Consider the following 26,992-nt stretch of genomic DNA (forward strand, 5'->3'; position numbering starts at 1 on the left):
CGGCGGGCGGGGGCCCGGGAGAGATCCATGAGGCCGACCCTGGCAGAGGGTGCCCGCCCCGCGGATCTGGCCACGGAATGACCGGCTGATCTCTGTCTCTGGACAGAGGCGGATGATCGCCCTCCCGGCTAGGGTCGGATGCGTGCGAGTCATGATGGTGAGGCATGACGGGGCGTCCGTCGCCAGGAGGCTGACGACGACTCAGCTGGTCGGGCTGGATGTGCTTTTGGCCATGGTCCTGGTGGCGTCGAACGTCTTGTGGTGGACGCTCGGTACGCACCGCACGGGCTGGCCGGCATGGCAGACCGTGCTGACGTGCTCGTTGGGCGTGGCCGTCGCCGTCCGGCGGCTGCTTCCACTGCCTGCACTGGCGGTGGGGTCGGTGGTGATGGCCACCGACGGCGCGCTCAGCCTGACGGGGGTGCTGGCGACTGCTTTGCTGGTGTACGGGGTGGCGGTCGCCCGGCCCGCGCGTGTGGCGGCGTACGCGGGCGCGGTGGCAGGCGCCGCACAACTCGCCTTGATGATCCCTATGCAGGGCATAACAGGGCACGACTACTGGGGGTGGCCGGGGATGAGCCAAAGCCTCATCGTCGAGGCCGCCGCCTGGGCGATCGGATGGTCCACCAGGCAGGGGCGCGCCTACACCCGAGGCCTGGTCGAGCAGGCCGAAGAGCGGGCACAGCTCCTCCTCGTCGAGGAACGCATGCGTATCGCCCGGGAGTTGCACGACGTCGTCGCGCACAGCCTGAGCATCGTCGCGGTCCAGGCGGGCGTCGGCCACCACGTCATCGGCAGCAGGCCTGACGAGGCCGCGAAGTCCCTCTCCGCGATCGAGACGACGAGCAGGGCCGCCCTGGGAGAGCTGCGTTCGCTGCTGGGTGTCCTGCGCGATGACGACGGTGCCGAATGGCTGCCCGGCGGCCTCGACGACCTCGACACGCTCCTCGAACAGACCCGACGGGCCGGTGTCCAGGTCGAGTTGACGATCAGCGGTCACCCGCACGCCCTGCCCCGAGGTCTCGATCGCGCCGCCTACCGCATCGTGCAGGAAGCCCTGACCAACGTCGTCAAGCATGCCCGCACCAGCCACGCCCGGGCGACGGTCGCCTACGCGCCGGGCGAGGTCGTTCTCACAGTCGTCGATGCCGGAGCCGGCCGCACGACAACCCCGGTCACCGAGGGCCACGGCCTGACCGGCATGAAGGAACGGGCAGCCCTTTACGGCGGCGAGGTTTACGCGGGCCCGCTCTCGCCGCACGGCTTTCGCGTCACCGCCCGGCTGCCGTACGCCACGGACGAGCGAACAGCCCAGTTCCCCGTGGGCGCCGATATGGAGGGCGCATGACGGTGCGGGTCGTCGTGGTGGACGACGAGACCCTGGTGCGTGCCGGCTTCCGGGTGCTGATCGAGTCGGAAAACGATCTCCAGGTCGTCGGCGAGGCGGCCGACGGGACCCAGGCGGTCAGGTTGATCCGCGAACTGCGCCCCGATGTAGCCCTGATGGACATCCGCATGCCCGGGCTCAACGGCATCGAGGCCATCCGCACGCTGCTCGGCGGCCCGTCTCCGGTGCCCGTCCACGTCCTGGTGCTCACCACCTTCGACCTGGACGAGTACGTCTTCGAGGCGCTCCGCGCAGGCGCCGCGGGCTTCCTCCTCAAGGATACTCCGCCCGCACGCCTGATCGACGCCGTGCGGGTGATCGCCACCGGGGAGTCGCTGCTGTCACCCGGCGTCACCCGCAGGCTCATCGAGACCTACGTCCGGCGCCCCGGCTACCCCGGCCCGGTCACCCGCACTCTGGATGGAGTGACCGGCCGCGAACGTGACGTGCTGGGTCTGATCGCACGCGGCCTGTCCAACAACGAAATCGCCGCCGAGCTGTATCTGACCGTTGGCACGGTCAAGACCCACGTCAGTCATCTGCTGACCAAGCTGGGGGCCAGGGACCGGGCCCAACTCGTCATCGCCGCCTACGAAAGCGGACTGGCCGGGACCGCACCTCGTTGAAGCAGGACGAGCAGGACCCAGTTGATGGGCAGGAGGTTCAGGCCTCGGCCGGTGCATCCACGCGGGGCACGACACAGCCCAGCCACCCGCGGATGGGTCAATCGGCTTGACGCCCGTCCTGGCGATCCGGACGTACCCCCCGGCACTCGAGTTGGCTTCGCAACCCTCGTGCTGCACCGGAGATCCTGCTTTCATGCGGCCACCCGGCCCAACGACCAGCTGATCCAAACGAAACGGCCTAGGCCCCCCTGATCACCGGGTTTCTGACGCTCGTGCCGGGAGGGGGACAAGACGGCACCTTGTCTCCGCATTGTGGTGAGTAACCGAGGGGCTCGGCCGGGGGCACCGGCCGGGCCATGTCCCGTTGTGCGCGTGGTGGTTAGGCGCGCTGTGGCTACTTGGCGAGGAAGTCGGTGATGAGCTGCTGCCATTCCTCGGGACGTTCGACCATGGGCAGGTGGCCGGTGAGGATCTCGGCGAGTTCGGCGCCGGGGATCTTCTCCGCGAGTTCGTGGTGCAGGACGGGCGGGACGAGATGGTCGGCGGTGGTGGAGATGACCAGGGTGGGGACGCGGATGTCGGCGAGGTCGTCGTGGACGTCGATCCGGGTGGCGAGTTCGGCGTGATCGACGGTGCCGTCGGCGATGTTGGCGGCGGTGTAGGCGATGATCTCCTCGAACTGCTCGGCGGGCATGGCCTCCATGGCCTGGGGGCTGAGGGCGTGGGGCAGGAGGAACTCGGTCAGCAGGCGGCGGTCGCCGGCGGCGGCGAGCTTGCCCCAGGTGCGCAGGATCAGGGTCAGCCGGTTGTTGGGGTGGGCCAGGGTGGCGGAGAGGGCGAGGGCGGTGACGCGCTCGGGGTGGCGGGCGGTGGCGCGGATGGCGATCGGGCCGCCGAGGGAGTAGCCGTGCAGGGCGAAGGTCTCCAGGCCCTCGGCGTCGGCGGCCGCGATGAGCTGATCGGCCATCTCATCGAGGTCGAGGGGCGCGGTGGCGCGGGGGGTGTCGCCGCTGCCGGGGTAGTCGACGCCGACCACGGTGTGGTGGGCGGCCAGGCCCTGAAGGATCGGGCCGTAGGTGTTGTCGATGCTGCTGCCGGCACCGTGGGCCAGGACGAGGCCGGGTCCGGAGCCGAGCACGGTCCGGGCGAGGGCCGGGGCGAGGGGGCGGTGTGCAGACATGAGGTGATCAGTCCTTCGGGTTGTGGTGATTTATCGGGGGTGTGGGGGCTGTGCAGGTGGTGAGGCCGGGCCGGGGCTGGGCGTGGGTGACCAGCTCCGCCTCGACCAGTTCGCGCAGCCGGTCGGCGAGCACCTTGGTGCTGATCGGGCGGATGGCGGTGTGCAGTTCGCCGTAGCGGACCGGGCGGGTGGCCAGGGTGTGCAGGATGATCTCGTTCCACTTCTGGCCCAGCACCGTGAGTGCAGCAGCCAGGTCCGCATCCGCCGTCAGCGTGGGGAGGCTGCCCCATGCCGTCGGCTTCGGCCTCCCGTCTCGTGGCGTGCCGGTGCGGGGCATGCGCGGATTCGCCGCTGGGGTGGGGCCGCAGCCGGTCCGTGCAGGAGCCGGCCGCGGCTCTGGGACGGCCGGACGGGGGATTCCGGCGCCCGGTGGAGCCGTCTCATCTGCCCTGTATGAGGTGCGGAGGGCGGCTGGAACGGCGGTCTCGGGTCAGGGCAGGAGAATGACCTTGCCCCGGGCGTGGCGGGCCTCGATGTCGGCGTGGGCGCGGGCGGCCTCGGCGAGCGGGTAGGTGGCGCCGATGGGGAGGTCGAGCTTGCCGGCGGCCATCAGGTCCGCCAGCTCGGGGAGGGCCTGCGGGAGGCGGTCGGTCGGGTCGGCGCCGGTGAAGCGCACGCCGTGCTGGGCGGCGGCCATGTCGGCGATGGTGATCACCCGGCCCGCGTCGCCGGTCAGGGCGATGGAGTCCGCCAGCACGCCCGCGCCGGAGGCGTCGAAGACGCGGTCCACGCCCTGCGGGGCGGCGGCCTTGACCCGCTCCAGCCATCCCTCGCCGTAGCGGACGGCGCTGGCACCGAGTTTGGTGAGCCGCTGGAGGTCGTGCTCGCCGGCGGTGGCAACCACGGTGATGCCCCGGGCGGCGGCTAGCTGCACGGCGATGGTGCCGACGCTGCCGCCCGCGCCGTGGATCAGCAGGGTCTCGCCCTCCTCGGCACCCAGGTGGTGCAGGCCGCGGTAGGCGGTCTCACCCACGGTCACCAGCGCGGCGGCGCTGGCGAATGAGACCTCTGCCGGCTTGGCGACCGGCCTCTCCAGCAACGCGTACTCGCTGTAGCCGCCGAAGGAGGCGACGCCGAAGACCTCGTCGCCGACCGAGGCAGTGGCGCCCTCGCCCACCTCGTCGACGACGCCGGCCACGTCCCAGCCCGGCAGATGCGGGAACTCGACGGGCATGATCCCGGCCATCATGCCGGAGCGGAGCTTCAGGTCGATCGGGTTGACGGCGGCTGCCCGGACCTTGATGCGGACCTGGCCCGGACCCGGCTCGGGGGCATCGACCTCGGCCGGGGTGAGCACGTCCGGGCCGCCGTAGCGGGAGTAGATGATCGCGGTGGACATCAAGATCTCCAGGAGGAAGGGGGTGCACACGCCCTGAACCTGAATCATCCAGAGCGTGTGATTGCCTTTCCGGTGTATCACACACCTCGTATGAAAAGCGAAGTCGACGCAAGGCGGCCTGCATCACACATGATGTGTGATTTGGTTTAGGGTTGTCTCCATGCCGCCGAAGCCGCCCGTCCACCTCCGCCAGCCGAACCCGAGCAACCCGCGCGTCCAGCGCACCCGCGCCCGGATCCTGGACGTCGCCCGTGAACTGCTGCCCGAGGTCGGGCTGGCCCGGTTGACCTACGCGCTGCTGGCCGATCGGGCCGGCGTCACCCGGCAGACCCTGTACCGGCACTGGCCCAGCCGCGCGGCCCTGCTCTCCGACCTCACCCTGCAAGGCCCCGACGTCGGCTACCCCGAACCCGGAACCGACGCACGCGCTGTCGCCACCGCCTGGCTGATCAGCCTGCGCGCCGGCATCACCGACCCCGCCACCCGCGCCTCCGCCCTCGCCATGGCCGCCCAGGCCGACCACGACCCCGACAGCGCCCAGGCGCTGCGGCGAATCGTCGAAGACCGCCTCGCCGCCCTCAACGAACTCCTGGAACCGTCCGGCCTGCAGATCACCGCCGAGCAGTACACCCTGCTCTACGGGCCGCTCCTCGCCCGCCTCTTCTTCGACCGGTGCGAGGCCACCGACGAGTTCATCGACGCCACCGTCACCCAGTGGCTCACCTCCGTCGACCACACCCGGCACACGGAGCACCGTTAGGTGTGGCGCGACCGGTCCCGGCAATGAACCACGGGGGATCTACGTGATCGGACTTCCGCGACGAGTACGCCCCCGACTGAATCGGTGCCGCGTTCCCGAGTAGAGATGGCCCGGCCGTCACCTTCAGGGCAGCCAAGAGCGCCGCCGGATGTGCCTGCCCCAGCTGACCTCTCGCGCCCGGTTGCAGGGGCGCGGATCACCGCTGCTGGAGATGGGGACGGGCCGAGTTGGGGGGCACGTTGCTGTATAGGTTCAATCCGCCGCCGGGTTGGCCGACTCCGCCGGGTGGGCGCCACCGCCCGGATGGCCCCCGGACCCTTCTTGGCCGCCGCTCCCGGAAGGGTGGCAGCCGTGGGTGTCGGAACCCTGCATGAGGGGAGTGCCGTCCACGTCAGTGATCCCACTGTGGGAGGGACAGGGCCGTTGGCTCTCGGCCGGAGTGCGCCACCAGCAGCAAAAGGAAGAGGCGAAAGCAGCCGCCAAAGAGGCCGCCCAGGCCCGCAAGGAGACAGGTCAGGAAAGGCGCAGATCGATCCAGGGAATCGTCTCCCCCGGCAGCAGGTACCGCTCGATCTCGGCGAACCCGTGCTTGCGTGCGAACCGCAGACCGTCCTCGTTGGAGGACAGGACCACCGTTTCGATCACCTCGGCGCCCAACTCCCGTGCCCGGTCGAGCCCGCGCGCATAGAGCTTCTCGCCGAGTCCCTGTCCACGGTGAGGAGGCAGCACGCGGGCGATCACCGTGGCCGTCGACGCGTCGTCCGAGGGAGGGCGCACTGTGCTGCAGCCCACGAGTACGTCATCGAGGTACGCGACCTCCAGATGGTGGCGCTGTGCGCGTTCCCGTATCTCGTCCAGGGAGAGGAGGTGCATAGGGATGATCACGTTGTGGACGTACTGCCAGTCCCTGAGCGTGGCGTCATCGTGAGGCTGCTGGAAGCGAAGATCAGACATCGCAGCAGAAGACCCGAGTACGCCTCGGACGTCAACTCCCTTTCGCCGCGTCACCAAGGCGCCAGGGCCACCTGGGGCGCACGCAGCCAATGAACAACGCTTCCAGGGCTGTCCCGCGATTGGTTGCCCGACGCCTGGCATGATCAATGTGTGATGAGTGAATCTGGGCAGCCCGGCGGGACGAGGTACGTCCTGTTCGATGTCGACGGCACGTTGATCGACGCCCTGGACAACCAGCGCCAGGTATGGCGAGCGTGGGCGGAGCACTACGGACTGGACCCGGACGAGGTCTACAGGGTGGCCCTGCGGACCAGACCCACTGAAACCTTCGCGCAGGTCGCCGCGTGCCACGATCCGCACGAGTGCCTGGCCAAGCTGCACGAGCTGGAGGACGAGGACGTCCGGTCCGGCCTGTACGCGGCCTTCGACGGTGCGGCAGAGGTGCTGCGCGGCCTGCCGCCGAGGTCCTGGGCGTTGGTGACCTCGAACTACGAGCACCGAGTACGCGGCCGTTTCCTGCGGACAGGCCTGCCGGTGCCGGGCCTGATCGTCGATGCAGCTGCTGTTGAAGAGGGCAAGCCCTCTCCCGTGCCGTATCTGCGGGCCGCTGCGCGACTGGGTGCCGAACCGGGAGACTGCCTGGTCATTGAGGATGCCCCGTCCGGAGTGCAGTCCGGGCTGCGTGCCGGTATGACGGTGTGGGGCGTGAACGCCGCTGCCGCAGTGGAGGGCGTGCACCGCCACTTCGAGAGCCTGCGCGAAGCAGTCCCGCACATCCTGGCCTTCGCGTCCGGATCCTCCGTCAACGCCGTGGCCTGAACCTGTCTGCCGGTACCGGGCATCACCGTGATGGTCTTCGTGTGACTGGTGTGATCACGGCGTCCGAACCGTTCCGGATACTCCTGCTCCACGTGATGGAGGACGTTGCCGATCCGGAACATCGGTTCCCGGTGCGGCCGGTAGAGAGACGGGCTGACGAGCAGTGCGAAACGCCTGCAGCCGGTCCGGGCGACCTGGCCGCAGGAGATTGGTACATCCGCCGCCTACGACGGGTGGCGTTGAACCACGGCCAGCAGCCGTCAGCAGATGAGTGCGCATACCGGGTTGAGGAAGGCTTCGTGGACGTCGTTGCGGACCCCAGCGGATCCGCAGGTGGCGGAACCAGTGGTGAAGGTGGGCGAACGCGCGCTCGAGGACCCAGCGTTGGGTGCCCAGTCCATGGCGACCAGTCGCAGGCCCGTCAGGTGCGGCCGGACGGGCTGCCAGTCAAGCGCCGTGCAGGAGCAGCACATCAGGCCCTTCCCTGCTGTGGTCGAGCACAGCGATGCCGTCGATCCGCTCCTCCACCGTCATGCGGTGACCTCCTTCGCGATCCGCTCGATCTCGGCGGGGGTGCCCGCCATGATGGTGCGCAGGTGCTCGGTGACCAGTTCCGTCGGCCAGTCCCACCACGCCGCCCGGAGCAGGCGCTCGACGTCGGCGTCCTCGTAGCGGCGGCGGATCGGGCGGGCGGGGTTGCCGCCGACCATGGTGTACGGCTCGACGTCGGCGGTGACCACCGCGCCGGCCGCGACGATCGCGCCGTCGCCGATCCGCACGCCGGGCATGATCAGTGCCTGGTAGCCGATCCAGACGTCGTTGCCGATCACGGTGTCGCCCCGGCTGGGCATGTTGGTGACCAGGTCGAGGGTCCGTTCCGTCCAGCTGCCGCCGAACATGGTGAATGGGAAGGTGGAGACGCCCATGGTGGGATGGGCGGCGCCCGCCATAAGAAAGCGGGTGCCGGCGGCGATCGCGCAGTATTTGCCAATGACCAACCGCTCGGGCCCGTAGCCGTAGAGCACGTTGCGGCGTTCGAATTCCGTCGCACCGTCGGGGTCGTCGTAGTAGGTGTACTCGCCGACTTCGATCCGAGGGTCGGTGACCAGCGGGCGGAGCAGGACCACCCGGTCATGCCCGGGCAGCGGGTGCAGGGTCTCGGGGTTCGGGATCGACACGGTCATGACTGGAGTCCTTCCTCTGCCGCAACATCTAACGCGACCTGGGTCGCATTAGTATCCTGGCAGTGGATCTACCTCTACGCAAGCCCTAAAGCGACTGGAGTCGACTTTGTCTGATAGCCCGGATACCTCGAAGGCAGGCACCAGGCCTGGCGGGCGAAGCGCCCGGGTCCGCACCGACGTGGTCACCGCGACACTCGCCGAACTCACCGAGAAGGGGTACGACCAGCTCACGGTTGACGCGATCTGCCACCGAGCCGGCGTCCACAAAGCCACCGTGTATCGGCGCTGGGGCGGCGTCGATGGCCTGATCGCCGACGCACTTGCGCTCTCCGCCGACCAACCCTGGCCAATCCCCGACACCGGGAGTGTGGACGAGGACATCCACCTGCTGGCCCGCGAGGTTTACGCCACCTTCACCGACCCCGACCTGCGCACCACCCCCACCACCCTGATCAGTGCGGCCCTCCGCTCCACCCTCGGCGCGGCGGCACTCAGCGCCTTCTTCACCGCCCGCCATAAGCAAGCTGCCGAAGTCGTGACCCGCGCCGTGGCACGCGGTCAACTCCCCGCCGGCGTCGACCCGGTGGAGCTGGTCCGGGCCGCCACCGCCCCCCTCTACCACCGCCTCTTCATCACCGGCGAGGCTCTTGACGAACCGGCCGCCCACCGCGCGGCCGCCGCCGCCCTGCTCGCCGCCCGCGCCGGCCTGTTCGACGCGGCAGCACCTTAGGTCTGACCTGGCCTGACGGGGCTCGGGACGGGCACTCCGTACGCCTTTGGTCGCTGTACTCGGTTGCCTCGTATCGATCGCCTGCCGCGCGGCGGCCCGAGTACTCATTCGTTGCCCCAAGCCGGAGGAGCGGACCCCCTAAGGCGGCGAGCATCCCAGCCTCGGCTGATCGCAGACTACTGGGCCGGCAGCCTCGCAGCCCGCTGCGGCAGCGCCCTGATCTGCTCACTTAACCTTCGATGAGACGAACTGCGATCCGTCAGCCCTCGGTGAGATTCGCTCATGGTTGGGTGCGACAGAACACCGGCCCTCATGCCGGCCAACGGCCGGACCCGCGTGTGTGTGGGGCCACCGACGGAATTTGCTGATCTGTGGGAACGCCGATGGCCTTGTGGGTGTTTCCCGTGCTGTGTTGTGACGGCTTCCCGTTGCACATGAAACTCCGAGGGCCAGCACGAGCGCGATGATGAGCAGGATGAGGGCGATGGTCACGGCAGACTCCCGTTAGTCGGGCGGGCTGCTGGTCTGACCGTTGTCCCGGATTCGGTGTACGCCGGAATCCGTGCCGGACGAAGATGAACAGTTGCGGACACCGAGCTGCAAGGGGATCGGGTGCAAGGCGATCAGGTAACGCCGGAGTCGGCGCTGGTCGAGCTGCAGCGCTGGCTGCGGGACAGCGCAGCTCTCGCCGGCTTGAGCAGGACGCAGCTCGCGTCGAGGTCCGGCATTGCGCGCACCACGGTGTACGAGGCACTGCGAGCCGGTGGCCCCGCTCCATCGGAGAGGACCGTGGCGGCACTGGCCAAGGTGCTGAAGCTGCCGGTGGACGACCTGCTGGAGCTTCAGCGTCGCGTCGTAACGCCCGTCGGTCCGCAGGTGGCGGACGGGCTGGGGCTGGGCCGGGCGCTGTCCTTGTGGGACCCGCACGACCTGGAGGTGCACCCCGCCGATGCTGGCACCGGCGGTGAGGGCAGCAGTGTGCGTCACCGGCGGGTGCTGAGTGGGTACGTGGAGCGGGAGCATGACCGGGTGTTGGCTGATGCGGTGCAGGAGGTCACGGCGGGCCGCAGCGCGATGGTGGTGCTGGTCGGCACGTCCTCGACAGGCAAGACCCGGGCGTGCTGGGAGGCGGTTCAGCCGCTGGCCGGTCTGGGGTGGCGTTTGTGGCATCCGTTCGATCCGACTCGGGCGGAGGCCGCGTTGGAGGACTTGCAGCGGGTGGGTCCGCGGACGGTGGTGTGGCTGAACGAGGCCCAGCACTACCTCGGCGGCCCCCCGGGACGGCGAGCGCATTGCGGCCGCTGTGCATAGCCTGCTCACGACACCTGCGCGGGGCCCGGTCCTGGTCGTGGGCACGATGTGGCCCGAGTACGCCAGCCGCTACACCGATCTTCCCGTTCCAGGCAGACCCGATCCGCACAGCCGGGCCCGGGAATTGCTCAGTGGACGGTGCTTCACGGTCCCGGACACCTTCGACGAGGCGGCGCTGGCCAGTGCAAGGCTGAAGGCGGACGCCGGTGACCGGTTGCTGGCCGAGGCGCTGACTCGTGCTGGCGGCCACGGCCGGCTCGCGCAGGACCTGGCTGGAGCCCCCGAACTCCTGCGGCGGCACAAAGAAGGTACTCCAGCCGCGCGGGCGATCCTGAAGGCGGCGATGGACGCGCGGCGTCTGGGCGTCGGCCTGTACCTCGCCCAGTCCTTCCTGACCGCTGCCGCATCCAACTACCTCACCGATGCCGACTTCGAGCAGCTCGAGGAGGACGGGGTGGAAGCGGCCTACGCCGAACTCGCCCGACCGGTCCACGGCAGGCAGGCACCCCTCAGCCGCATCCGTCGGCGCCCCGTGGACCGCCCGCCCGGAACGCCCTCGCCTGAGGCAGTCCCGCGCTCGTCGGGACAGCTGTTCCGGCTCGCGGACTACCTCGAACAGCACGGTCGCAGCAGGCGCGGGCGGTTGTGCCCGCCTGCTTCCTTCTGGCACGCCGCCGACTCCCACCTCACCGAGCCCGAAGACCTCTACAACGTCGCCACCGCCGCCGCATACCGGTACCGACTGCAGGTCTACTCGGGGCTGGCCGAGCGCGGCATCACCGGCAAGATCACCGAGCGTGGCACCAAGCCCCCGAGTCAGACCGACGGCCGCTGGGTTGCGAAGCGCACGAACTCGTGGATGAACGACTTCGGCAAGCTTCGACGCAACACCGAACGCCGCCGGATCTGCACTGAGTTCTACCTCGCCCTCGCCACATCATCACCGTGCGTAGCCTCATCCGGCGGGCCTGGTACACCCACCGCTGGGGCGCCCGCCCGGCCAGCCCCGCATCCGATAGCCCCAGCTCACCACCTACTGGCGGATGCTCCAAGCGGAAAAGCATCTCAGCACCGGTAGCGGTAGGGGCAGAGCGGGTTGTCCCGAGGCGGAGTGCCCCGCCGTTCACAATCCGTTGGCCAGGGAGCGAAGTTCGGCAATTACGTCGGCAGCAGACGGCGCATGCTCCGGATCCACCAGCCACTGCAGCATCAGGCCGGACAGCAGCGCGAGCGGCACCGAGCCGCCGAGGCCCTCGCGGCCCTGGCGCTGGCCGTCTGCCAGGCGCTCTCGCACCTCGGGCGAGTGCTGTGCCTGCACGGCGGCCTCCAGCTGGGCCACCCACAGCGCGCGGTGCGTGGTGAAGCTGTCGATCAGTGCCTCCCAGCGACTCTCCGGTCGGTCTCCGGGGGAATGGCTGGCGAGTTCCTCGCCCAGCTCGTCCACCGCCTCAACCAGAGCCTGTGTGAGCAAGGCGTCCCGGGAGCCGAAGTGGTAGCCGATGGCGGCGTGGCTGACTCCTGCGGCAGAGGCGATGTCCCGCACCGTCGTGCGCCCCCAGCCCCGTTCGATCAGGCACTTCTTGGCGCCCGCCAGCAGATCCTCGCGATTTCCCATGCCGTCGAGCATAACAAGAGGCTTGCCCATTTGGTTCATCCAAATGGATTGACCATATGGCCAAGTCGATCTAGGGTCCTTGTCATGACCACCAACACCAAGGTTCTGATCTCGGGTGCGAGCGTCGCCGGACCCGCCCTGGCCCACCTGCTGCACCGCGGCGGCTACCAGGTGACCATCGTCGAACGCGCCCCCGCCGTGCGCGGCGGGGGCTACGCCGTCGACTTCCGTGGCGCCGCCTTCGAGGTGCTGGACGAACTCGGCATCCTCGCCGAAGTACGCGAGCACGACACCAAGATGGGCGGTACCACCCTGATCGACGAGACCGGCGCCGAGACCGGGCAGCTGCCCGCCGAGGCGTTCGCCGGCGAGCTGGAGGTCCCCAAGAGCGACCTCACCCGGATCCTGTACCGCATGACCGCCGACAACATCGAGTACCTCTTCGACGACTCGATCACGGCGCTGACCGAGCACGAAGAAGGCGTCACCGTCGAGTTCGAGCGCGGCGCCACCCGCGAGTTCGACCTGGTCTTCGGTGCCGACGGGATCTACTCGCGCGTGCGGCGGCTGGCCTTCGGCCCGCACGAGCAGGCGCTGCGTCACTTGGGCCTGTCCGGCGTCGGGTTCACCACCGACAACTACCTCGGCCTGGACCACCAGGGCATGCTGCAGTTCGCCGGAAACGCGGTCATCTACCTCTTCAGCGCAGGCGACCCGCGCCGGCTCACCGTCAGCCTCTCTTTCGCCACTGACTCGCCCGCGCTGGACCGACGCAGCCGCGACGAGCAGCAAGACGCGGTGCGCGCCGCCTTCGCCGACCGCGGCTGGCAGGCCCCCCGGCTGCTTGCGGCCATGGCCGAGGCCGACGACTTCTACTTCGCCTCCACCTGCCAGGTCCAGCTCGACAGCTGGTCGAAGGGCCGTATCGCGCTGCTCGGCGACGCGGGATACTGCGCCGCCCCGACCGCGGGCATGGGCACCTCCCAGGCCCTGCTCGGCGCCCGCTCCCTGGCCCGGCACCTGTCCGCCGCCGACGGCGACCACCGCGTCGCGTTCGCCGCGTACGAGGCCGAACTGCGCCCTTACGTCACCGAGAATCAGATCAAGGGCCGTGAAGCCGTCGCCATGTTCGGCGGCCGCACGGCAGAGGGGTGAGGACACCCGTGCAGGTAAGGACTGGCCTTCGGGCCCATCCTCAAGCGGGCCGCCAATAAGGCCTCCTGGTGCTGCTCGGCTGGGACCGCAACCCCGAGCTATAGGGAGGGCCCTGTCTGTCGCCGACCGGCGCCCCCGGATCGCTGCCGAGGCGGGCCGCGGACCGGTGAAGGAGTCCATTCCGCAGCCCCACCGGCCGGGAGCCGAGGCAGAGGTGGACATCGGTGACGTGACGATCCGTCTGGCTGACCAGCAGGCCAAGGTCTACCTGTTCGCGAAGCGCCTGTCCTCTTCGGGCAAGGCCGTCTACCCCGTGCGGGGACAGAGGGGCCGGGTGGCTCTCATCGGCGATGATGGCACCATGCCCGACTCATTGACCGTCCGCCGCGTTCTCGGTGACCACCCCTTCGCCGAGATCGGAACGCCGTCTGCCGTTGCCATCAGTCAGGAGCGCGGGATCGCCGTCGTAGGCGGCGACTTGGGATGGCTCAGCTGGTCCGGGAGCCAGACCGCCGGGTACGCATGGCGCCCCCACCGGGTGGGTGTCTACGGCACGGACGATCTGCGCTGCCTCTGGCTCGTGGAGTCTCGCTGGCCCGTCCACTCCCTCGCGATCCATCCGACGCTTCCCCTCGTGGCCGTCGGCACAGGGCAGTACGACGGGGAGCACACCTTCGACGGCGAACTGCTGCTGATCGATCTGGAGTCGGGGCGATCGCGCTCGATGATGCGCAGGCCTCGCGAGGTCCTGAAGGTGGAGTGGGAGAGCCCTCTGGCCTTGCGGCTCATCGTGGCCGCGACGGACTACGACGACCCCGACGAACTGGACTCGCACGCGTACGAAGCCATCGTCGAGCGGCCGAACTGGAGTGCCGTGCCCCGGGGTTCGGTGCAGCAGAAGGAACTGGACGGTCAGTGGGTCGAGTTCGAGCGGTCCTTTCCCGACCAGGCGGCCCGTCGGGCCGTCGAGCAGCTGGCCGGGGAGTCCTGCTGGGAACCCCGCCGACAGGTGTGGGACGTCCACGGTCTGCCGGACGGACGCGTGCTGGCATGCCTGGAGGGGGTACTGGCGGAAGCCTGGCTGGCGGACGGGCGGCTGGGCTGGCGCATTCCCGACGAGGAGGGTGGCCGGCAGCTGGTCGTCCGTGATCTCGACGCCTGGGTCAACGTGGCGCGAACGCGAGAGAGCTGGAGGGGACAGGAACCGGGCGCCGAGCCACCGCTCGTCACCCGGGTGTCCCTCGCGGACGGCAAGACGCTCAGTACCCTGGCGCTCGGCCACTCCGTCACGATCGCCGCCCGTCAGGACGGCTGGCTGGCGCTCCGCTCGACCGCCCCCAACAGGCAGTACGAACCCCAGCCACAGCCGGTCGCCCTGATACCACCCGCCGAGGGCACCCCGCAGGGGACCACAAGCCTGGGAGAGTTCGGTCCCCGCAGCCATTCCTTCCCCATCCGCCGCAGCCACCGGCTGCTCTTCCTCGACGGCAAGGAGCGCGCGCCGACGCGGGACAAGTGGGTGGTCGCGGTCGATCCCGATGACGAATCCGTGCCACAGCGGCTGTTCCCGCTCGACTGGCAGTCACCGCCCAGGCATCTCTTCGGCGGCCCCGGCATCGAGATCGGTCCTCCGGAGAGCCGGGAACTGGTGCATGCGGGAACCATGCTCGCGGGCCACAGCGAGCGGGCCTTTGTCGTACGGCGCAGCCTCACGGACGGGGTGGTCCGCTGGGAATTCACGGCCGAGTACCCCGCCACCGCTGTGGACGGCGACGCGGAAACGGTCTACGTCGGCTTCAACACCGGCGAACTGGTGGCCCTTCGCGCCTCGGACGGAACGGTCCGCTGGCGGCAACACCTGAAGATCGGCGACCAACGCGTCGTACCGCTGTCTCTCGAACTCGTTGATCCAGGCCAGCTGCTGATCGGCACCGTGGACGGACGCATCCTCGACTGCTCGGTGTGGCCGGTAGTCGATCACGGAACCGAGGAGGCCCACAGCCAGCGCGCATGAAGACGTAGTACGACGGCGGCTCGGCGGCCGACAAAGCCATCGACAATGGAGGGATGACTGAGTCGTCCTTGCCTGGTGGGTTGGTTAATCACGTCGTGCGCGTTGGCTCCACCGTGCGCCGTCCCGCGTCGGCCAGTACAGGTTTCATCGGTGACTTGCTGAGAATATTTGAGGCCAGCGGATGGTCGGGTGCGCCCCGCTACCGCGGCATCGACGAGGAAGGGCGCGAGGTTCTCACCTACCTCGATGGGCATGTGGCCTGGGAACCACAGCAGCCGTCAGCCGTTTTCTCGGACGAGAGTCTGGTGCGGGTCGCTCAGCTCGTGCGGGAGTTCCACGACCTGACGGCAGGCACGGAACTGGCGGGATCACATGAGGTCGTATGTCATAACGACCTCTCGCCCAAGAACACTGTCTATCGGCCAGTAAGTGGCGCCTTGCGTCCGGTGGCTTTTATCGACTGGGACTTGGCAGCGCCGGGTGCGCGCATTCATGATGTCGCCCACGTTTGCTGGCAGTATCTCGGACTCGGGCCGGGGGTCGGGGATACGTCCGAAGCTGCGCGTCGGTTGAGGTTGATCACTGACAGCTATGGGCTGGTCGAACGGAGTGATCTGGTTTCCGTGATCTTGTGGTGGCAGGACAGGTGCTGGCGTGGCATTGAGGCTGCTGCCGAATCCGGAAACCTCGCGATGATCCGCCTCCGTGATGCTGGGGTAGTGACAGAGGTGCAGGAGGCGTATCAGTGGGTCTCCGATCACCGGATCGTCATGGATCGCGCCTTGCGATGACCAACTGGGCACAGGTCATCTGACGAGCATGTGCCGACTGCGGCTGGTGGCACCTACTTCCTTACGACAGCAGAACTCGTTTGCGTAGGAGTTGGAAGCCCGCGCGGCCGAACATCTGCCGTTTCAGCATCTTGATGCGGTTGGCGTGTCCTTCGACGAGGCCAGAGTTCCAGGGCAGGGTGAGGCTGGCGATGACAGCGTCGCGGTCGCGGTCGATGCCAGCGGCGAGGGTGCGGAGGCTGGGCAGGTCGTCCTGGCGGACGGCGTCGAGCCATTGCCACGCGGCGGCCGTCGTGGTGCCCAGCGACCTGGGGATCGATGCGAGGACCCTGGCCCGGCTCCGGGCCGTGCCCGGCGTTCGGGTCCCCCCGGTGGCCGCCATGAACATCCGGATCGGCACGGCCCACGGCGAGCAGATCGACTCGCTGAGCACGAACGTGGTGCCCACGAAGGCGATGGGCGCCACCGTCCGGCCGCCCGCGCTCTCCGGCTCTCTCGCCTCGCTGCCCGAGAACTTCCTGGTCATCGACGAGCACGCGGCCGAATCCGACGACCTGTCGGTGGGGCAGCACGTGGTCGCCCTGCTGCCGACCGGCTGCCGGGTCCCGACCGTCATCGCCGCCGTCGTCGCGCGCGGCGTGCACAGGGGCGACACCTACGTCTCTTCCACGCTGGGCGACGCACTGACGACAAGTCAGGTCTACGTCGACTCTGCAGTCGGCAGCGGCAGGAAACTCGACTCGCAGCGGACGGCCGTGGTGAACCGGGTACTGGCGGACTCCGGCGCCCACGTCATGGCGTGCGGCGCCTACCTCACGGCCCAGCGTTCGCATGCCGCGCGGCAGACGAACAACGCCGCAGTGGTGATCCTGGGGATCGCACTGGCGTACGCGCTGATCGCGGTCGCCAACACGCTGACCATGGCGATGGCCGGACGACGGCGCGAGTTCGCCCTGCTCGAACTCGCCCGCACCGTGCGCGGACAGATTATGAAGGTCGCCGCTGCCGAGTCCGCCGTGGCCGTGGTCGTCGGAACAGTGCTCGCCGCCGTGGCGACCGTACTGGCTGCGGTGACCCAGCATGCCTCGCTGAGCAGGCTCGGGACGGCGGCTCCGACGGTGATCCCGTGGACCCAGATCTGGGGGACCGTCGCGATCTGCGCCGTCGTCGCAGGCGCGATCCAGGTGCAGCGTGCGGTGCGGGCGAGGTAGCAATGCCGTCCGGGGATTCCTTGAGGGGGGCGGCGCCGCAAAGGCCGAGGATGGCCAGGTGTCGGCCGGACTCGGCGCCGCTGGTGACGGCGGCCTGGTGGCCGGGGGCCGGCTTCGACGGGGATGGTGGCGGTGGCCTCGCCGGGCGTGGTTCTTCGTGGCGTTCCTGGCGGGTCGTCACTACGCCGTCGTCGCCGCGGAAATGTCGACGCGGGCGGCCCTGCGGGCCGGCCAGAGGGAGGCGAGCAGCGCGCCTGCCAGGGCGATGAGCATGCCGAGAGCGAGGCGACCCCAGGGGAGGACCAACTCGTAGCCCACGACGCTCTCTTGGAGGGTGCGGCTGAGCGCCCAGCCCAGGAAGGCGCCCATGGATGTGCCGAGGGTCGCGCCGAGTGCGCCGAGGAGCAGCGCCTCCAGGCGGATCATCCGGGTCACTCCGGCGCGGTCGAGGCCGAGGGCGCGCAGCGTGCCGATCTCCCTGCGGCGTTCGAGGACGGACATGGCGAGGGTGTTGGCGATGCCCAGTGCGGCGATTGCCAGGGCCATGCTCAGCAGGGCGTAGAAGACGTTGAGTTGCTCGCTGATGCCCCTGCTGTCCTGGGTACGGATGTCCTCCTGGTCGAGGACGGACAGGGCGGGGTTGTCACCGAGGGCGCGGGTGACGCCGGCGAGCGCGTCCCGGCTGGGTCCGCCGTCGGTGGCGACGAGGATCGCGGCGGTGGACGGGGTGGAGTCGTAGCGGGCGACGAGGGAGTCGGGCGCGGTGATGCTGGGGATCAGGTCGTTTTGCTGGTCCGCCTGATAGATGGCGCCGATGGTGACGCTGCCGCGCTGGTCGTCCTGGCGCTGGAGGGGGAGTTTCTGGCCGACGTGCCAGCCGGCTTCCTTGGCCTTGAAGTCGGCCACGGCGATCTGGCCCTTGGCGAGGCTGTCGAGGGAGCCCTCGATCACGTCGTAGCGCAGCAGTCGGCCGATGGTGGCGGGGTCGACGCCGGTCAGGACGGAGGAGCTTCCGGCCAGGCGGTATCCGGTGGACTGGTTGAGCGGGCTGTAGGCAGCGCCGGGCAGCTTCTTCAGGGGCGCGGCGGTGGCGGAGGTCATCCGCTGACCGCCTTCGGACTTGACGACGTAGTCGGCGCTGAGGGCGTGGGTGGTTGCCCGGTCGAGGTACTGGGCGGCGGAGGCCCCCAGGACGGACAGGCCCGAGGCGAGGGTGAGGGCGATGGCGAGCGCGGCGGCGGTGGCGCCGGTACGGCGCGGGTCGCGCACGGTGTTGCGGGTGGCGAGGTCGCCGTGCACCGGCGCCAGGCGGGTGAGGAGCGGCTGGAGCAGGGCGACGAAGGGCCGGGACAGCAGCGGAATGAAGCCGATCGTGCCGGTCAGGGCGAGGGCCGCGCCGAGGGCGATGACGGTCCGGGCGTCCCTCCCCGCGGTGAGGGCCCCGTATACGACGGCGGCGGTGCCGGTGAGCAGCAGCGCGGCGCTGATGCCGGTGCGCAGGGAGCTGGTGCGTGCGGGCGCCGTGTGCTCGGCGGCGCTGAGCGCGGCGACGGGCGGGATGGTCATGGCTCGGCGGATCGGCAGCCATGCGGCGACCATGGGCAGCAGCGTGCCGACCAGCAGGGAGATGATCACGGTGGTCGGGGTGAGGACCAGCGGGGCGGCCGTGCTGTCGGCGGGGGCGAAGAGTGTCTGCAGCAGGGCGGCGACCGCGGTGCCTGCGGCGACGCCGGCCACGGAGGCGATCGCGCCGACGAAGAGGGACTCGGTCAGCAGGATGCGGCGCACTTGCTTGCGCGTGGCGCCGACGGCCCGCATCAGGGCCAGCTCCCTGGTGCGCCGGGCAACCAGCATGGTGAAGGTGTTGGAGATGAGGAAGGTCGCGACGAAGAGAGCGACCGCGGCGAAGCCCACCAGGATCTGGCTCATGGTGTCGCTGTGCGAGGCGGCGAGGTTCGCTTTGATCCGGGCGAGCTGGGCCCCGGTGACCGCGCTGGCCCCCTTGGGCAGCTCCGATTCGACGCGGCTGACGAGCTGGTTCACGTCGGTGTCTGGTGTGGCGGTGAGTTCGATGTCCTGGAAGCGGCCGGGCTCAAGAAGGAGCCGCTGGGCGGTGGCATTGGTGAACAGCGTCAGGCTGCCGCCAGAGGAGAGCTTGGTGCCGTCGGTGCGGAAGACGCCGCTGAGGGTGTAGGAGGCGGCGCCCTTGTTCGTGCCGACGCGCACGGTGTCGCCGATGCGGTAGCCGCCCTTGGCGGCGGTGGTCTCGTCGAGGGCGATCGTGTCGTTGCCGGTCGGGCCGGAGCCCTGGGCGAAGCGGTAGGCGGGGTCCTTGCCGTCCGCCGCTGGGGCGAAGTTGCCGCCCTGGGAGGACGTGCCGTTGCCGATGACCTTGCCGTCGCGGTCGGCGACCGCGGCGAAGCCGTTAACCCGCCCCGAGGCGGCGGCGACGCCGGGGAGCTTGGCCAAAGCGGTCACGGTGCGGGCTCCGAGGCCGGCGGACCGGCCGCCGGGGGAGGCGTCGGCCGAGACGTTGACGGCGATGCGCTGGTAGCCGTCGGTCGCCTTGGTGGTGGCGGCCTGGCTCGTGCTGTCGCCGTAGACGAGGCTGCCGGAGATGAAGGTGACGCCGAGCATGACCGCGAACGCGGTCATGAGCAGGCGGGCCTTGTGCGCGAACACGTTGCGCAGGGCGGTACGGAACATGGCGGTGGCGGATCCTGGTGGACGTGGGCTCGACGGGTTGCGAGCGAGCGGGTGGCGGGTTCGGTGCTGGGGTGAGGGCAGGTCAGCTGGTGCGTGAGCGGGTGTCGAAAGCCTTCATCCGGTCCAGGACCCGGTCCGGGGTGGGGTGTGCCATCTCGTCGACCAGGCGGCCGTCGGAGAGGAAGACCACGCGGTCGGCGTAGCCGGCGGCGACGGGGTCGTGGGTGACCATGGCCACGGTCTGGCCCAGTTCGCGCACCGAGTCGCGCAGGAAGCCGAGGACCTCGGCCCCGGCGCGGGAGTCGAGGTTGCCGGTGGGCTCGTCGGCGAAGATGATCGCGGGCTGTGCGGCCAGGGCGCGGGCGACCGCGACGCGCTGCTGCTGCCCGCCGGACAGTTGTGCGGGCCGGTGGTCGAGGCGCTGGGAGAGGCCGACCATGGAGACCACGCGGTCCAGCCACTGCTGGTCGGGGCGGCGTCCGGCGATGGTCATCGGCAGTGTGATGTTCTCCAGCGCGGTCAGCGTCGGCAGCAGGTTGAACGCCTGGAAGATGAAGCCGATCCGGTCGCGGCGCAGCTGGGTGAGCTGCCGGTCGCCCAGCGTGCTCAGTTCGGTGGTGCCGACGCGGACGCTGCCGGAGCTGGGCGAGTCGAGTCCGGCGACGCAGTGCATCAGGGTGGACTTGCCGCAGCCGGAGGGGCCCATGATCGCGGTGAACTCGCCCTCGCGGAAGCCGATGCTGACCCGGTCCAGGGCTACGACCCGGGTGTCGCCGCTGCCGTAGACCTTCGTCAGGTCGGTGGCAGCGGCCGCGATCCCGGGCGTCGTGCGCAGTGTGTGCAGCGTGTGCGGGGAACGGGGGGCGGTGGTCACGGGGGACTCCTCTTCGGTGCGGAAGGTGCACTTCGAAGGGTGTCCGGGGAACGTATCGGGGCCTGGGCCGCTGTGTATTGGTGTCCGCTCTGCTTCGTATCGGTTCTGTAGGGATGTGTGGGCGCCGGAGGGTCAGTCCGGCAGGCGCAGGGTGGCGACGGCGCCGCTGTCCGGGGCGTTGTCCAGGTGCAGCTCGGCGCCGAGGAGCTGGGCCTGTCCCAGGGCGATGGTCAGGCCGAGGCCGTGGCCGGAGCCGCGCTCCGTGGCGCCTGTGTGGAAGCGGCGCGGGCCGTGGAGCAGCAGGTCCTTCGGGAAGCCGGGGCCGTGGTCGCGTACGACGACCGTATGGCCCTCGACGGTGACCTGCACCGGGGTGTCTCCGTGCCGGTGGGCGTTGACGACGAGGTTGCCGATGATCCGCTCCAGGCGGCGCGGGTCGGTCTCCACGGTCGGAGCGGACTCCGCCTCGGCAACGGTGACCTCGGTGTCGAAGCCGGTGCGCGCCACGGCCTCGGAGACGACGGCGCCGAGCGGCACATGTGCGCGGACCGGTTGCTCGGCGCCGGCGTCCAGGCGGGAGATCTCCAGCAGGTCCTCGACCAGGCCGCGCAGATCGCGCACCCGGGCACGGAGCAGATCCTCCGTCTCACCGGGCGGCAGCAGGTCGGCGGCGGCCAGCAGACCGCCGACAGGGGTACGCAGCTCGTGGGCCACGTCCGCGGTGAACTGCCGCTCGGTGCGCAGCCGCCTGCCGAGACTGTCGGCCATGAGGTCGACGGTGGCGGCGATGTCGGCCACCTCGTCGCGGCCCTTGGTGGGCCCGGTTCGGGCATCGAGGTCCCCGGCGGAGATCCGGCCCGCGGTCTCGGAGACCCGCCGCAGCCGGCGGGCGAGCAGCCCGGCCCCGTAGCCGGCCAGGGGCGTGGCCGCCGCGAGCGTGACCAGCGAGGCCACTGCCATGGTCACGTCGAGTTGGCGCAGGTCGTGGAACTCGCTGCTCATGTTGACCTGGACGGCAAGGACCGGGCTGCCCGGGCCGCCGGTCCGCTGCGCGGCCCACATGCTCGGCCCCACATTGCCGTCGACGCGCCCGTCGTAGGCCGTGTGCCGGATGTTGTCGCTCGGGTCGCGCAGTGCGGCGGGCAGGTCGGCCGGGTCGAGTTCGGCACCGCCAGTCAGCGTTCCGGTGCGCCGGTAGACGTCCATGGCCGAGTACACGCCGTTGAAGGCGCGCGCTTCGGCCCGGTAGCGGATGTCGCGTGCGGTCCACAGGTGCACCAGCACGCCCACCGTGGCCACGACCAGGCAGGCTGTGGCGGCGGCCAGCGCGGCGATCTTCCAACGCAGGGAGGCGAGGTCTGGCCGCAGCCGGTGGAACGGGCGCACCGATCTCAGCGCCTGAGCTTGTAGCCGAAGCCGCGGACCGTCTCGATCCGGTCCCGGCCCAGCTTCCTGCGCAGCCGTTGCACACACAGGTCCACGACCCGGCTGTCGCCGTCCCAGCCGTAGTCCCACACGTTGCGCAGCAGGGTGTGCCGCTCCAGCACGACGCCCGGATGCGCGGCGAACTCAAGGAGCAGTTTCAGTTCGGTCGGGGTCAGCGCCACGGGGCGTCCGCAGACGGACACCTCCAGGCCGGCGGTGTCGATGGCCAGGTCCCCGAACTTCAGCACCTTTTCCTCGGCGGGAGCCGAGCCGTCGTCCGGGGCATGCCCGGCTCTCGTGATGGGCGCGTAGGCCGCCCGCCGCAGCAGCGAGCGGATGCGCGCCACGAGCACGGAGGTGTCCACGGGCTTGACCACGTAGTCGTCCGCTCCGGCCTCCAGACCGGCGACGACATCGAGCCCGTCGCCGCGAGCGGACATCATCAAAACGGGGACCAGGCTGGTCTCCCGGACTCGGCGACACAGGCCGATCCCGTCCAGACCGGGCAGCATCACATCCAGAATCAGCAGGTCGAAGTCCTCGTCTCGGAAGAGTTCGAGTCCTGCCAACCCGTCGGCCGCGGCCTTCATCTCGTAGCCGTAGCGCTCCAGGGCGACGGTGAAGGACCGGCGCATCAGTTCGTCGTCCTCCACCAGCAGCACGCGAACAGGGTGTGAAGAGACTTCAGCCGGGGCGGACGAGGACACGGGCGGAAAACTCCTGTTCGGGTGGTCCAGGTGAGACATCGATTCCGGCCGCACTGACGACTCATGCGCGGCCGACGATCCGAAAGGAACGATACGGCAGACCCTGGACGCGGCGACTGCGTCGCGCGGAGGGACACGCAGTACCTGTCGCGCAGCCTCTCCCATCCGTGAACCCCCAGGTCAGATGGGGTGCAACGGCCCGGACAGCCGGAGGAGCCCACGGCATTCCAACTCCCTGTGGACCCCCTGCGCCGTGGGCCGACGCACCGATCCGATGGACAACCAATCGCTCCCTGATACACACCGGATACAAAACCCCCGCCCAGACAGCGTGCTGTGCCATTCCGGGCTGAGTGCCGGCTCGCGCTCCGTGCCAGCGAGCTGGTGGAGCCGGCGACGCCTGCGCCGCCCACTCCAGGCTGAGGCCGGCCAACCGCTGGAGCTGTTCCTCCCTCAGCTTCGCCCGCCGGGTCTTGGTGTGCGACAGGAACACTCTCAGCCTGATCTCGTTGCCGTCCGAGAGCGGGGTCTCCTCTGGACGGGCCCCGGGATCAGGCAGTCCGACTGGACAGGTACCGGTGGCGGATGCGTCAAGAAGCCTGTTCAAGCTCTCTTTGACGCAGAGCTGTCCCGCTCTTGCGGGGTGGGTGCGCGGCGAGTCCCATGGCCGTGGGACGCCGGAGGGAAGGAGGGGGGCGATGGGGCCCGATCGGCACATGGGCGGCGACTTCACGGTGCTGCCGTCTGTGCACGTGGCCGGCATGCGGGTCGTCCACCTGATGCAAGACGGGTTTGTGCAGGAGGAGGTGCGCACCGATCCCATCCAGTGCGCGCTGGCTTTTCAGGAGGAAGGCGCGGAGTGGCTGCACCTGGTGATGACCGAGGTGCGGGGCGGGTTCGATGTTGATGGAGGGTGCCGGCCGGATCATCGCTGCGCTCGACATCGACGTGCAGTTGATGTGCCGGGCGGGCGTCGACGACGGCGCCTCCCTCGAGCGTGCCCTGGGGACCGGGTGTGCGCGGTTGAACCTGGGCCGCGGCGACCTTGCCGATCTGGCCTGGTGTGCGCAGGCGATCGCCCGCCACGGTGGGCGTGTCGGGGTGAGCGACGTCAGCCGGGAGGGCAGCCTCACCGGGCCCAACCTCCCCTTGCTGCAGGAGGTCTGCGCACGTACACCAGCGGCCGTCCTCGCCGCCGGGGGCATCACCACCCTCGCCGACCTGAAGGCCGTCGCCGCTCTGCGACCCCAGGGCACCGAAGGCCCTGATCGGGTGCGCTCTACGCCGGGACCGTCACCCTTCCCGAGGCGCTCGCCGGTGTGCGCGCGGCGTAGGGAACGGCCGGCCGCTGTCGGCTAGCGGGGAGTGCCGGGGCGGGATACGTAGTGCAGGGTGTGGAAGCGGCCGGCCTGTTCCCGGGCGGCGGGGTCGTGGCCCAGTGCGCGTACCGCCTCGATGGCGTAGTGCTGTTCCCGGGTGTCGGTGAAGAGCCGCTGCGGGTAGGTGCGGGAGGGGTCGCAGGTCGTGCGCAGGCCGTGTGCGGCCAGGGCCTGCTCGATCGGGTCGTAGGAGATGGTCCGCAGCACGAACGCGTTGACCCACATCGGCCGCCGGGCCTTGTCCAGCAGGGCGGTGAAGGTCCGGGCGGAGATGTAGCTTCCGCCCCCGGTCAGCGTGATCAGGCCGACCTCCGCGAGTGCTCGGGCGAGCCGGGGGCTGGGCGGGCTCTGCTCCAGGTCGTCCGTGAACACCATGTCCAGCAGACCGACCGCATGCGCGTACGCCACGGCGGGTGCCGAGATGTCCAGGCCGATCACGGGGACCGCGTCGGGCCGACGGCGTTCGGTGTAGAACTCCTTGTCCCAGGCGGTGAGTTCGGCCGTCGACATGGCCTGGGCGGTGCTGGAGGTGTAGCGCTGGTACATCTCGGCCATGGTCACGTCGTGGTTGAGCAGTGCGGCGTTGATCCCGTACGAGCAGCACAGGTCCAGCACCGCCGGGGGGCGGGGGTGGCCGTCGTCCAGGGCGGTGCGCTCGGCGGCGGCCTGCCGCAGGATCGGCTGGGCATGGTGCGGGATCTCGTACCGCAGCGGGGCCAGCCGCCGGAAGTAGGCGCGCGGGTCGGGCCGGTCGTAGATGTCGTCGAACCGTGACTTGCCGCCCGCCACGCCGCCGGAACCGTCGGAGCCCGACTCGGTCATCCCGTACTCCTCCTCAACGAACTCGCCTGCACCTTCTGCCTCCATCGTGTGGGGCCGGCCCGCCTGCCGCCATGTGTACACGGGGGGCGCACGGGCGCACTCACGCGCCCCGCGCGGCCGGGTCTGGCCGCCGGCTCAGGAACCGGCTCACCCCGGCGGAGAGCATGTCCGGGTGGCCTGACCGGTCCCTGCGGGCACTGCCGGCTCCCGCCGGGAGGGGAGTGGCCAACGCCGTCTTCCGCACTGCTGGCTTTGCCGGGTCTGCGCATGCGCGATGACCGCAGGTGGATTCTCCGTCGGGCGTATGGCCGTGTGTCCGTTGCAGCCGTGCGGCGTTCGCGCCGGACTTATCCTCGCTCGTACCCGGCCAGGGCGAGAGCGGTCGGCGACGGGTACCGGGCGGTGACTTCGCCGGTCCGCAGGCCTTGGCCAGGACATGAACGATGGCGTCCCGCTTCGTGATGTAGCCGATCAAGGCCAGAGCGTACGCCGGGGGCGCGTGGTGACAGGGATCCCGCTCCCTGCCCAGCAGGCGGGCTGTAGGCGTTCATCCTCCAGTGCGTGCCCGTCCGGCTGGAGTGCAGTTCGCGGGGGATGACCGCCAGGACCACGTGGAGGGGGCTGCGCCACGTGGCCGGGGCTGCGGGTCGGGGCAGATGTCTGTGTTCCCTTGCCGCTTGGCCGCGGGCTCTTCTGGCGCTGGCGGTGGCCACCGGCCTGCTGGCCTGGCACCTGCCTCCTCCCGCACAGCCCGCCGCGGACACCACACGCTGAAGCGGCCACCACCCCAACGGGAGTAATCGGTGACACGGAACATCGGGTAGCCGGAGCCCGCCGCTGCGGCTTGCTGTCCCGTCTCCAAGGATCTGGTCCTCGTCTCAGGTGATCTGGTCCGATTCATTGTGGTCTCAGGGGGCGCCTGGTCCGCGGACGGTAGAACCTGTGTCGTCGATCTTTGAGTGGCCGCAGTCCGCGCCGCGCACGAAAACGTACGGCCACTGCGCGGCCTGCGGGTCGTCCTTCATGGCGACCGCGTCCATAGTGGCCCTGACACCGACTGTGCCGGCGAGCCTTTGCTGATCGTTCCACCGCCATGAACCCATCGAGCTTCCCTCCCCGGCCCCAGCCCGGCAGCGCGCCGGCGGGGCATGCTGAGTCGTGTTCCAGGAGCCCGGCACTGCAGAAAGCAGGCACCGGGTAACAACGGGGACGGGTCCGGTCGGAATCCCGCAAAGTTGATGCGTGCGAACACGTTGGCAGCGCATGAGAGTGACGGTCGGGTAGACGGACGTTCGAGGCGACTGTGTACGAAGGGGAGACCGTGCCCGACCCGAAGTTGTCACGAAGCGTGTGACCTGGCAGGCGAAGGCGAGTCTGTCGCATTGCGTGGTCCGCCTGCGACGGTCACGCCGACGTTTGGCGGATCTTCCGCGACTCCCGGGCGCTCGCTGCGGTGGTCCGCGGCTTGGCTGAGTCCTTCCGAGGCGATGGGGTCACGGCGGTCTGCGCCATCGAGTCGCGGGGATTCCTGCTCGGTGCGGCGGTGGCCGTGGAACTGGGCGTCGGCTTCGTTCCGGTACGCAAGCGGGAGGGGATCTTTCCCGGGGCGAAGGTCACCCGGTGCAGCGACCCTGACTACCGGGGTCTGCGCCAGGAGCTGCGCTTGCAGCGGGCGGCGGTGGGATCCGGGGACCGGCTGTTGCTGGTGGACGACTGGATTGGGACCGGTAGCCAGGCTGCGACCGTGCGGTCGATGGTCGAGGAGTGCGGCGGTCACTGGGCCGGCTGCGCCGTCATCGTCGACCAGACCACCCCGGCCCTCCGCGCGGGCCTGGGCGTCCGCAGCATCGTCACCGCCGCCGAACTCCCGGCTTGGAGCGGGCGGTCCTGAGGCGTATGCGCGGTGGCGATGTGACCTCTATGTGGGTGATTGGCCACTGATG

Annotated in this window: 23 protein-coding genes and 2 pseudogenes; 13 read left to right on the forward strand and 12 right to left on the reverse strand. The window is 69.9% G+C overall.

Translation table 11 applies throughout. From position 1 onward, the window contains the following. Nucleotides 1–151: 151 nt before the first annotated feature. On the forward strand, nucleotides 152–1,348 hold the full coding sequence (locus tag AB0L75_RS25155; RefSeq protein WP_365184720.1) for a sensor histidine kinase: 1,197 nt from the start codon (nucleotides 152–154) through the stop codon (nucleotides 1,346–1,348). Beyond that, a complete protein-coding gene (locus AB0L75_RS25160) occupies nucleotides 1,345–2,013 on the forward strand; it encodes a response regulator transcription factor (RefSeq protein WP_365184722.1) in 669 nt (222 codons plus the stop codon). Before AB0L75_RS25155 ends, AB0L75_RS25160 begins: the two co-directional genes overlap by 4 nt. A 394-nt stretch (nucleotides 2,014–2,407) precedes the next feature. On the opposite strand, the gene AB0L75_RS25165 is transcribed toward AB0L75_RS25160, so the two are convergent. The 3 genes from AB0L75_RS25165 to AB0L75_RS25175 all read right to left on the reverse strand — a co-directional run bounded on the left by AB0L75_RS25165 (nucleotide 2,408) and on the right by AB0L75_RS25175 (nucleotide 4,592). Beyond that, a complete protein-coding gene (locus AB0L75_RS25165; protein ID WP_365184725.1) occupies nucleotides 2,408–3,193 on the reverse strand; it encodes an alpha/beta fold hydrolase in 786 nt (261 codons plus the stop codon). Between the two features lie 7 nt (nucleotides 3,194–3,200). Then, the gene (locus AB0L75_RS25170; RefSeq protein WP_365184728.1) at nucleotides 3,201–3,530 is read right to left on the reverse strand and encodes a winged helix-turn-helix transcriptional regulator; all 330 of its coding nucleotides are present in this window, start codon (nucleotides 3,528–3,530) and stop codon (nucleotides 3,201–3,203) included. A gap of 153 nt (nucleotides 3,531–3,683) precedes the next feature. Next, nucleotides 3,684–4,592 carry an NADP-dependent oxidoreductase gene (locus AB0L75_RS25175; protein ID WP_365184861.1) on the reverse strand — a complete coding sequence of 303 codons (909 nt, stop codon included), beginning with the start codon at nucleotides 4,590–4,592 and terminating at the stop codon, nucleotides 3,684–3,686. A gap of 160 nt (nucleotides 4,593–4,752) precedes the next feature. Between AB0L75_RS25175 and AB0L75_RS25180 the strand changes: the two genes are divergently transcribed. Next, a complete protein-coding gene (locus AB0L75_RS25180) occupies nucleotides 4,753–5,352 on the forward strand; it encodes a helix-turn-helix domain-containing protein (protein ID WP_365184731.1) in 600 nt (199 codons plus the stop codon). A gap of 513 nt (nucleotides 5,353–5,865) precedes the next feature. Here the strand turns inward: AB0L75_RS25180 and AB0L75_RS25185 are convergent. Next, nucleotides 5,866–6,306, reverse strand: a complete 441-nt coding sequence (locus AB0L75_RS25185; protein ID WP_365184733.1) for a GNAT family N-acetyltransferase — start codon at nucleotides 6,304–6,306, stop codon at nucleotides 5,866–5,868. A gap of 153 nt (nucleotides 6,307–6,459) precedes the next feature. On the opposite strand from AB0L75_RS25185, the gene AB0L75_RS25190 reads away from it, so the two are divergent. Continuing rightward, the gene (locus AB0L75_RS25190; protein WP_365184736.1) at nucleotides 6,460–7,125 is read left to right on the forward strand and encodes an HAD-IA family hydrolase; all 666 of its coding nucleotides are present in this window, start codon (nucleotides 6,460–6,462) and stop codon (nucleotides 7,123–7,125) included. Nucleotides 7,126–7,655: 530 nt separating this feature from the next. Here the strand turns inward: AB0L75_RS25190 and AB0L75_RS25195 are convergent. Beyond that, nucleotides 7,656–8,309, reverse strand: coding sequence for a CatB-related O-acetyltransferase (locus AB0L75_RS25195; protein WP_365184739.1), 654 nt, complete (start codon nucleotides 8,307–8,309; stop codon nucleotides 7,656–7,658). A 178-nt stretch (nucleotides 8,310–8,487) separates the two neighbouring features. On the opposite strand from AB0L75_RS25195, the gene AB0L75_RS25200 reads away from it, so the two are divergent. The 3 genes and pseudogenes from AB0L75_RS25200 to AB0L75_RS25210 all read left to right on the forward strand — a co-directional run. Continuing rightward, the gene (locus AB0L75_RS25200) at nucleotides 8,488–9,039 is read left to right on the forward strand and encodes a TetR/AcrR family transcriptional regulator (RefSeq protein ID WP_365184741.1); all 552 of its coding nucleotides are present in this window, start codon (nucleotides 8,488–8,490) and stop codon (nucleotides 9,037–9,039) included. 612 nt (nucleotides 9,040–9,651) lie between these two features. Next, a complete protein-coding gene (locus tag AB0L75_RS25205) occupies nucleotides 9,652–10,350 on the forward strand; it encodes a helix-turn-helix transcriptional regulator (RefSeq protein WP_365184744.1) in 699 nt (232 codons plus the stop codon). A 712-nt stretch (nucleotides 10,351–11,062) separates the two neighbouring features. After that, nucleotides 11,063–11,358: pseudogene (locus AB0L75_RS25210) on the forward strand (IS5/IS1182 family transposase); the annotation flags it as partial. Nucleotides 11,359–11,473: 115 nt separating this feature from the next. Here AB0L75_RS25210 and AB0L75_RS25215 read toward each other — a convergent pair. Beyond that, nucleotides 11,474–11,965, reverse strand: coding sequence for a TetR/AcrR family transcriptional regulator (locus AB0L75_RS25215; protein WP_365184863.1), 492 nt, complete (start codon nucleotides 11,963–11,965; stop codon nucleotides 11,474–11,476). An 84-nt stretch (nucleotides 11,966–12,049) separates the two neighbouring features. On the opposite strand from AB0L75_RS25215, the gene AB0L75_RS25220 reads away from it, so the two are divergent. The 3 genes from AB0L75_RS25220 (at nucleotide 12,050) to AB0L75_RS25230 (ending at nucleotide 15,925) form a co-directional block, all read left to right on the forward strand. Beyond that, nucleotides 12,050–13,120: an FAD-dependent monooxygenase gene (locus tag AB0L75_RS25220; protein ID WP_365184746.1), complete on the forward strand. Its 1,071-nt coding sequence runs from the start codon at nucleotides 12,050–12,052 to the stop codon at nucleotides 13,118–13,120. 229 nt (nucleotides 13,121–13,349) lie between these two features. Then, nucleotides 13,350–15,134, forward strand: coding sequence for a hypothetical protein (locus tag AB0L75_RS25225; protein ID WP_365184749.1), 1,785 nt, complete (start codon nucleotides 13,350–13,352; stop codon nucleotides 15,132–15,134). A 53-nt stretch (nucleotides 15,135–15,187) separates the two neighbouring features. Then, nucleotides 15,188–15,925, forward strand: coding sequence for a phosphotransferase (locus AB0L75_RS25230; RefSeq protein WP_365184751.1), 738 nt, complete (start codon nucleotides 15,188–15,190; stop codon nucleotides 15,923–15,925). A 61-nt stretch (nucleotides 15,926–15,986) separates the two neighbouring features. On the opposite strand, the pseudogene AB0L75_RS25235 reads toward AB0L75_RS25230, so the two are convergent. Beyond that, a pseudogene (locus AB0L75_RS25235) lies at nucleotides 15,987–16,199 on the reverse strand (transposase); the annotation flags it as partial. 106 nt (nucleotides 16,200–16,305) lie between these two features. Here AB0L75_RS25235 and AB0L75_RS25240 point away from each other — a divergent pair. After that, entirely contained in the window at nucleotides 16,306–17,136 is an 831-nt protein-coding gene (locus AB0L75_RS25240; RefSeq protein WP_365184754.1) for an FtsX-like permease family protein, read from the forward strand. A gap of 180 nt (nucleotides 17,137–17,316) precedes the next feature. Here the strand turns inward: AB0L75_RS25240 and AB0L75_RS25245 are convergent, their stop codons facing one another. The 4 genes from AB0L75_RS25245 to cseB form a co-directional block, all read right to left on the reverse strand. Next, nucleotides 17,317–19,842: an FtsX-like permease family protein gene (locus tag AB0L75_RS25245; protein WP_365184755.1), complete on the reverse strand. Its 2,526-nt coding sequence runs from the start codon at nucleotides 19,840–19,842 to the stop codon at nucleotides 17,317–17,319. An 82-nt stretch (nucleotides 19,843–19,924) separates the two neighbouring features. Further along, the gene (locus AB0L75_RS25250; RefSeq protein WP_365184865.1) at nucleotides 19,925–20,686 is read right to left on the reverse strand and encodes an ABC transporter ATP-binding protein; all 762 of its coding nucleotides are present in this window, start codon (nucleotides 20,684–20,686) and stop codon (nucleotides 19,925–19,927) included. A gap of 162 nt (nucleotides 20,687–20,848) precedes the next feature. Continuing rightward, on the reverse strand, nucleotides 20,849–22,102 hold the full coding sequence (locus AB0L75_RS25255; protein WP_365184758.1) for a HAMP domain-containing sensor histidine kinase: 1,254 nt from the start codon (nucleotides 22,100–22,102) through the stop codon (nucleotides 20,849–20,851). 5 nt (nucleotides 22,103–22,107) lie between these two features. Then, nucleotides 22,108–22,803: a two-component system response regulator CseB gene (gene cseB / locus AB0L75_RS25260; RefSeq protein ID WP_365184760.1), complete on the reverse strand. Its 696-nt coding sequence runs from the start codon at nucleotides 22,801–22,803 to the stop codon at nucleotides 22,108–22,110. 945 nt (nucleotides 22,804–23,748) lie between these two features. Here cseB and AB0L75_RS25265 point away from each other — a divergent pair. Further along, the gene (locus tag AB0L75_RS25265; protein ID WP_365184762.1) at nucleotides 23,749–24,207 is read left to right on the forward strand and encodes a HisA/HisF-related TIM barrel protein; all 459 of its coding nucleotides are present in this window, start codon (nucleotides 23,749–23,751) and stop codon (nucleotides 24,205–24,207) included. On the opposite strand, the gene AB0L75_RS25270 is transcribed toward AB0L75_RS25265, so the two are convergent. After that, nucleotides 24,204–25,049 carry a hypothetical protein gene (locus tag AB0L75_RS25270; protein ID WP_365184764.1) on the reverse strand — a complete coding sequence of 282 codons (846 nt, stop codon included), beginning with the start codon at nucleotides 25,047–25,049 and terminating at the stop codon, nucleotides 24,204–24,206. The genes AB0L75_RS25265 and AB0L75_RS25270 overlap by 4 nt on opposite strands. A 1,423-nt stretch (nucleotides 25,050–26,472) precedes the next feature. On the opposite strand from AB0L75_RS25270, the gene AB0L75_RS25275 reads away from it, so the two are divergent. After that, nucleotides 26,473–26,940 (forward strand): phosphoribosyltransferase family protein, encoded by a 468-nt coding sequence (locus tag AB0L75_RS25275; RefSeq protein WP_365184867.1) that lies wholly within the window; start codon nucleotides 26,473–26,475, stop codon nucleotides 26,938–26,940. Nucleotides 26,941–26,992: the final 52 nt, after the last annotated feature.

Origin of the sequence: Streptomyces sp. NPDC052101 (assembly GCF_040680235.1) — a bacterium.
In the GTDB taxonomy this organism is placed as follows: Bacteria; Actinomycetota; Actinomycetes; order Streptomycetales; family Streptomycetaceae; genus Streptomyces.